This window comes from Parafannyhessea sp., from assembly GCF_051876455.1.
In the GTDB taxonomy this organism is placed as follows: domain Bacteria; phylum Actinomycetota; class Coriobacteriia; order Coriobacteriales; family Atopobiaceae; genus Parafannyhessea.
In genome coordinates this window covers 1-5,884 of record NZ_JBJEHW010000024.1, presented here as the reverse complement: position 1 = coordinate 5,884, position 5,884 = coordinate 1, and the positions used below count along the sequence as shown (strand labels likewise).

The window sequence follows — 5,884 nt, the reverse complement described above, 5'->3', positions numbered from 1 at the left end:
AAGCTCTGTGGGTTCCTCTGCGTGCCGTTCCTGCTCATCCTCACGCAGCCCGACCTCGGCACGGGCCTCATCATCCTCGTGACCGGGGCCGCCATCATCATCTGCGCGGGGGCGAAGCGCTCGTGGGTGCTCGTCACGATAGGCGGCATCGTGGCGCTCGGCGCGCTCGTGGTCGTCATGTCCATGACTCCCGGGATGCCACACCCGCTCAAGCAGTACCAGCTCAACCGACTCATCGTGTTCGCTGACCCGTCAGTCGACCCGGCGGGCGACGGCTACAACCTCCAGCAGGCCAAGATCGCCGTGGGCTCGGGCGGGCTCCTCGGCAAGGGCATCGGCCACGCGACGCAGGCCGGAAGCGGCTTCCTTCCCGAGGCGCACACGGACTTCGTCTTCGCGCTTCTCGCCGAGGAGTTCGGCTTCGTCGGCTCCGTGCTGCTGCTCGCGCTCTTCGGGGGGCTTATCTTCTCGACCATCATCCTGGCGGGAAAGATCGAGTCGCCGTTTGGCAAACTCGTGCTCGTGGGCTGCGCCACGATGTGGTCGTTCCAGCTGCTGCAGAACGTGGGCATGTGCATTGGCATCATGCCCATCACGGGAATCCCGCTGCCCTTCGTCAGCTTTGGCTCGTCGTCCATGCTGGTGCAGATAACCGCGGTGGGCATGGTCCAGTCCGTGTGGCATCATAAGCTGAAGGCCGGCTAGCTCCATTCCGGCGTAAGGTGAACCGTCCCATGTAAGGTGGTGCGCATGGCGCGAAAGAGTAGGGTATCGGTGCGGGACGTCGCGGAGGTCCTGAGCGCGGGGCGCAACAGCGAGAGACGCCGCTCGACCCCCGTCAGCCTTCTGGTCATAGTGGACTCGCGCGCCCCGCGCGAGGTTGTGCTCGCGGTGCGCGACGCCTTCGTGCCCGAGCAGGAGAGCTCGAGCGTGGAGGTGCGCCCGCTCGCGGGCTGCGGGGTGCCGGACGGCAGCCGCGACCTGGTGGTGGTCGTTGCGGGGCCCGAGGCGGACGCGGCCTCGCGTGTGGCCGAGGGCTACGCGAGGTGTGGCGTCGCCACGTGTGTCGTTGTGGAGTCGGCGCTCGACTTCGTCGCGGGTGACCTGCCGGAGTCCGTTGCGGCGCTCGTCACGCCGGTCGCGGCGTCGAGCGCGGACGCCCTCTCCGCAAACCTCTCGCAGTGGGTGGCGGACGTCGCAGGCGAGAAGGCCATAGCCTTTGCCGCGAACTTCCCCTTCTGCCGAGAGCCCGTGGTGCGCTCGCTCGTGAGGGACGCCGCGCTCCAGAACGCGGCCGTGGGGGCGGTCGACGTGATTCACGGCGCGGACTTCCCCATCATGACCGTGCGGCAGGCAAAGCTCGCGCTCGACATCGCGGCCGCCAACGGCAGGAGGGTCGACCTCTCCTGCGTGGCGGACGTGGCGGGCGTGGCGGGCGCGGGCCTCGCGTACCGCGCCGTGGCGCGCGGGCTCGAGGCGGCGCTGCCGCTCCCGCGCTGGATGGTGCGCTCGGCCGTGGGCTATGCGGGCACCGTGGCCACGGCGGCCGTCGCGGGCGTCAGGAACCAGCCTGGTCTCGTCGAGGGCGTCGCGGAGCGAGTGCGCGCCGCGGTGGGGCGCGGGGCGGATCAGGTCGCGTTCGGCCACGAGGAAGAGGTGTCGCGCGAGGCGCGCAGGCTGCCCAAGGCCCTCCTTGGGAGCGCCGCCGACGCCGGGTCAGAGGAGCCGGGCGACTCCTCCGGCTACATCGTGATTGGCGAGGCATAGCATGCGACTCAGGCGAGAAGACCTTTACGACCGTCTCGAGCCCCTGCTCGGGCAGGTCGAGAAGCCGTCCCGTTACCTCGACCACGAGTGGGGCGCCATCGAGGAGCAGGACGGGCCCTTCCACGTGGCGCTCATGTATCCCGACGTGTACGAGGTCGGGCTGCCCAACATGGGCCTCTCGATCCTCTACACCATCCTCAACGGGACGGAGGGCATGTCGTGCGAGCGCGGCTACCTGCCGTGGGTCGACATGGCCGACCTGATGCGCGCCAATGACGTGCCGCTGCTCTCGCTGGAAAGCTCTTCTCCCATAGCCTCGTTCGACGTGGTGGGGTTCACGCTCGCACACGAGATGGCCTGCACCAACATCGTGGAGGCGCTCGACCTCGCGCGCATTCCCGTGCGCGCCGCTGAGCGCTCGGAGGACGACGCGATCGTCATCGCCGGCGGGCCGTCGGTCTGGAACTGCGAGCCCGTGGCCCCCATGTTCGACGCGGTGCTCCTGGGCGATGGCGAGGAGGCCCTCGTGGAGATGTGCCGCTGCGTGCGCGACGGCCGCGCCGCGCGCAAGACCAGGGCGCAGATTCTGCTCGACCTCTCGCGCATCCAGGGCGTCTACGTGCCGAGCCTGTACGACGTGGTGGTGGACGAGACCTCGACCAGGTGGGGCTACGCCGTGCCGAGGCCCGGCACGGGCGCGCCGGAAGTCGTCCTCAAGCGCTGCCTGCAGGACTTTGCGGGCACGGAGCCGATTCCGCACAGGATCGTGCCGTACATGGACGTGGTGCAGGACAGACTCGCCATCGAGGTCCTGCGCGGCTGCTGCCGCGGGTGCAGGTTCTGCCAGGCGGGCATGACGTACCGTCCCGTGCGAGAGCGGCCGGCCGAGCAGGTGATCGAGGCCGCAAAGGAGGGGCTCAGGCTCACGGGCCACGACGAGGTCTCGCTCACGTCGCTCTCGACCACGGACCACTCGCAGTGCGCGGCCATCCTGCACAGGCTCAACGCGGACGTTCGCGACCAGGGCGTGCGCGTGTCCATACCCTCGCAGCGCCTCGACTCCTTTGGCGTTGAGATGGCGGCGGAGGTCGGCGGCTCCAAGAAGGGCGGCCTCACCTTCGCGCCCGAGGCGGGCAGCCAGCGCCTGCGCGACGTGATCAACAAGAACGTGAGCGAGAAGGACATAGACACCGCGGCCGAGAACGCCTTCCGCAACGGATGGCGCCGCATGAAGCTGTACTTCATGATGGGCCTGCCAACCGAGACGGACGACGACATCGTCGCGATCAACAGCGTCGCGGACCACGTGCTCGAGATCGGGCGCAGCGTCGTGGGCAAGGGGCCCAAGAGCGGCGTGAGCGTCTCGATCTCGGTCGCCGTCTTCGTGCCCAAGTCGCACACGCCGTTCCAGTGGTGCGGCCAGCTGGGGCTCGAGGAGGTGCGCCGCAGGCAGCAGCTCCTACTCCACACCTGCCCCGACCATGCCATCAAGATCTCATACCACGACGCGGAGGTCTCGCTCGTGGAGGCCGTGCTCTCCAAGATGGGCCGTGCGGGGTTCGACCTCATCTATGCCGCCTGGCGGCACGGCTGCCGCTTTGATGCCTGGACGGACCAGTTCAGCTTCGAGCGCTGGCAGGACGCGGCCGCGGAGCTGGGCCTCGACCTCGACGAGATCGCCTCCAAGGACATCCCGCTCGAGAGCAGGCTCCCGTGGGAGCACACCTCGCCGGGGGTCTCGCAGGGCTTCCTCAAGCGGGAGTGGCGTCGCGCGGCACAGGGCGTCACGACTGACGACTGCACCATGACGAGCTGCGTGGGCTGCGGGGTCTGCCCCAAGCTCGGCGTCGACCTTGCGATTGTGGGTGACAGGCATGGCAGACACGAGTAGCCAGGTGCGCCTGCGGGTCCGCTACAAGAAGGACGGCAGGCTTGCCTACCTCGGGCACCTCGAGGTGCTGGGTACCATCAACCGCTCGATACGACGCTCGGGAGTCCCCTTTGCCGTCGGCAACGGCTTCGCGCGTCGCATCAGGCTGCAGTTCTCGCAGGCGCTGCCGGTCGGCGCGTCGTCCACGGGAGAGTACTACGACCTCATGCTCACGCGGCGGCTCGACCCCAGCGAGGCGCTCACTATGCTCGAGGCTGCCACGCCCTCCGGACTCGCTCCCAACGCCGCGACCTACGTGTCCAGGAAGCTCCCCGCCCTCGAGGCATGGCTCAACCGAGCCTCGTGGGAGGTGCGCATGCCATCGGTCGTGACGGCGGACGACCTCGACTCCACGTTCTCCCGACTGCGGGACGCGGGCGAGCTCCACTACATGAGGGGCGAGCGGCAGAAGAGCATCGACCTCGGGTCGGCCCTCGTCGGTTGGGACGTCTCGACCAGGGGAGAAGACCTTCTCGTCCTGCTCGACACGCGTTCCTCGAACGATGGCTCGCTGCGGCCGCAGATCCTCATCGACACGGCGCTGTCGCGGCTGCTTCCCGCGGACGGCGACGGCGCTGCACGCCACGTGCCGCTGAGGGTCTGCCGAACGGGCCAATGGCACGAAGGGGAAGATGGCAATCTCGTGAAGCCGCTGCCCACGGGGGCAGAGTAGCCCCAACGCAGGTATCCTTTGCTAGGCGCGTGCGCTGCATGTCGATGCTGTTTCCCCGTTGACTGTGCGGTCGGACGCTAGTAATATGTTCAGCTGTTGCACTAGAACCAGTAATGAAGGGTTAACACATGTACGCAATCGTTACCACTGGTGGCAAGCAGTATAAGGTTGCCAAGGGCGACATCATTGATGTCGAGAAGCTCGATGCGCAGCCTGGCGACAAGGTCAAGCTTGACGTTCTCATGCTTAATGATGGCAAGAAGACCGTCGTTGACGCTGCCACGCTCGCAAAGAAGAAGGTCACCTGCGAGGTCCTCGACCAGCACAAGGGCGATAAGGTCCTCGTCGTCAAGTTCAAGAAGCGCAAGCGCTATCACCGCTGCAACGGTCACCGTCAGAACCTCACCAAGCTCCAGGTGACTTCGATGCCGACCACCAGGACTGCCGCTGCCAAGTCTGCCTCTACCGAGGAAGCTGCCGAGTAGTTCGTCTTATAGTTACTTCGTTATAGAGAGCAGGTAGATTATGGCTCACAAGAAAGGCCAGGGTACTTCCCGTAACGGTCGCGACTCCAACGCTCAGCGCCTCGGCACCAAGGTCTTTGGTGGCCAGGCCGTGAAGACCGGTCAGATTATCGTTCGTCAGCGTGGCACGCATATCACGCCGGGTGACAACGTTGGTCGTGGCAAGGACGACACCCTCTTCGCGCTCGCCGACGGCACGGTCGAGTTCGTCAAGGGCAAGAAGCACTATGTGCACGTCCGCACTGCCTAGTCGCACGGTTACTTCGCGAATTGCACCCTGGGTCCGACTGAAGGGCCTGGGGTGTTTTCTTATGCATCGGCCGAGCCACACGCCACATCCATTGGGAGAGGGCGCGGGATGGCTTAACATTGCAAGCGTCAAAGGAGGCCAACATGCCATCGAGCACATTCACTGACGTGTGTCGCATCAACGTGAAGGGCGGAGACGGCGGCGCGGGCTGCATGTCGTTCCGACGCGAGGCGCACGTTCCAAAGGGCGGACCAGACGGCGGAGACGGCGGGCATGGCGGCAACGTCATACTCGAGGCCGACCCGCAGCTGTCTTCGCTTATTGACTACAGGTTCAAGCACCACTTCCGGGCGGAGCGTGGCACCCACGGAAAGGGTTCGCGCAAGCACGGAAAGGACGGAGAGGACCTCGTCCTCAAGGTGCCGGTAGGCACCGTCGTGCACGAGCTCGATCCCGAGACGCTCGAGCCCGCCTTCGACGTCGCGGATCTCACCCACCCCGGACAGCGCGTGATCGTCGCGCCGGGCGGCATCGGCGGCAAAGGTAACATCCACTTCGTCACCTCTGTCAGACGCGCGCCGGCCTTCGCCGAGAAGGGCGAGCCGGCCGTCGAGCACTGGATCGAGCTCGAGATGAAGCTCATGGCCGACGCCGCCCTCGTGGGCATGCCGTCCGTGGGCAAGAGCTCGATCATCGCGAGGATTTCGGCAGCGAGGCCCAAGATCGCGGACTACCCCTTC

At 66.6% G+C, this 5,884-nt stretch carries 7 protein-coding genes; all 7 read left to right on the top strand.

Annotation, left to right across the window (positions count from 1 at the left end):
* The coding region (locus tag ACI38Z_RS00970; RefSeq protein ID WP_439788325.1) for an FtsW/RodA/SpoVE family cell cycle protein at nucleotides 1-705 on the top strand (705 nt) is incomplete at its 5' end.
* 45 nt (nucleotides 706-750) lie between these two features.
* Nucleotides 751-1,767: a hypothetical protein gene (locus ACI38Z_RS00965; RefSeq protein ID WP_439788324.1), complete on the top strand. Its 1,017-nt coding sequence runs from the start codon at nucleotides 751-753 to the stop codon at nucleotides 1,765-1,767.
* Nucleotide 1,768: 1 nt separating this feature from the next.
* Nucleotides 1,769-3,658, top strand: coding sequence for a TIGR03960 family B12-binding radical SAM protein (locus ACI38Z_RS00960; RefSeq protein ID WP_439788323.1), 1,890 nt, complete (start codon nucleotides 1,769-1,771; stop codon nucleotides 3,656-3,658).
* Nucleotides 3,642-4,370, top strand: a complete 729-nt coding sequence (locus ACI38Z_RS00955; protein WP_439788322.1) for a TIGR03936 family radical SAM-associated protein — start codon at nucleotides 3,642-3,644, stop codon at nucleotides 4,368-4,370. Before ACI38Z_RS00960 ends, ACI38Z_RS00955 begins: the two co-directional genes overlap by 17 nt.
* 128 nt (nucleotides 4,371-4,498) lie before the next feature.
* Nucleotides 4,499-4,855, top strand: coding sequence for a 50S ribosomal protein L21 (rplU, locus tag ACI38Z_RS00950; RefSeq protein ID WP_439788321.1), 357 nt, complete (start codon nucleotides 4,499-4,501; stop codon nucleotides 4,853-4,855).
* 40 nt (nucleotides 4,856-4,895) lie between these two features.
* Nucleotides 4,896-5,144 (top strand): 50S ribosomal protein L27, encoded by a 249-nt coding sequence (gene rpmA, locus ACI38Z_RS00945; RefSeq protein WP_439788320.1) that lies wholly within the window; start codon nucleotides 4,896-4,898, stop codon nucleotides 5,142-5,144.
* A gap of 143 nt (nucleotides 5,145-5,287) precedes the next feature.
* Nucleotides 5,288-5,884: GTPase (locus ACI38Z_RS00940; protein ID WP_439788319.1), on the top strand; the 597-nt coding region annotated here is incomplete at its 3' end.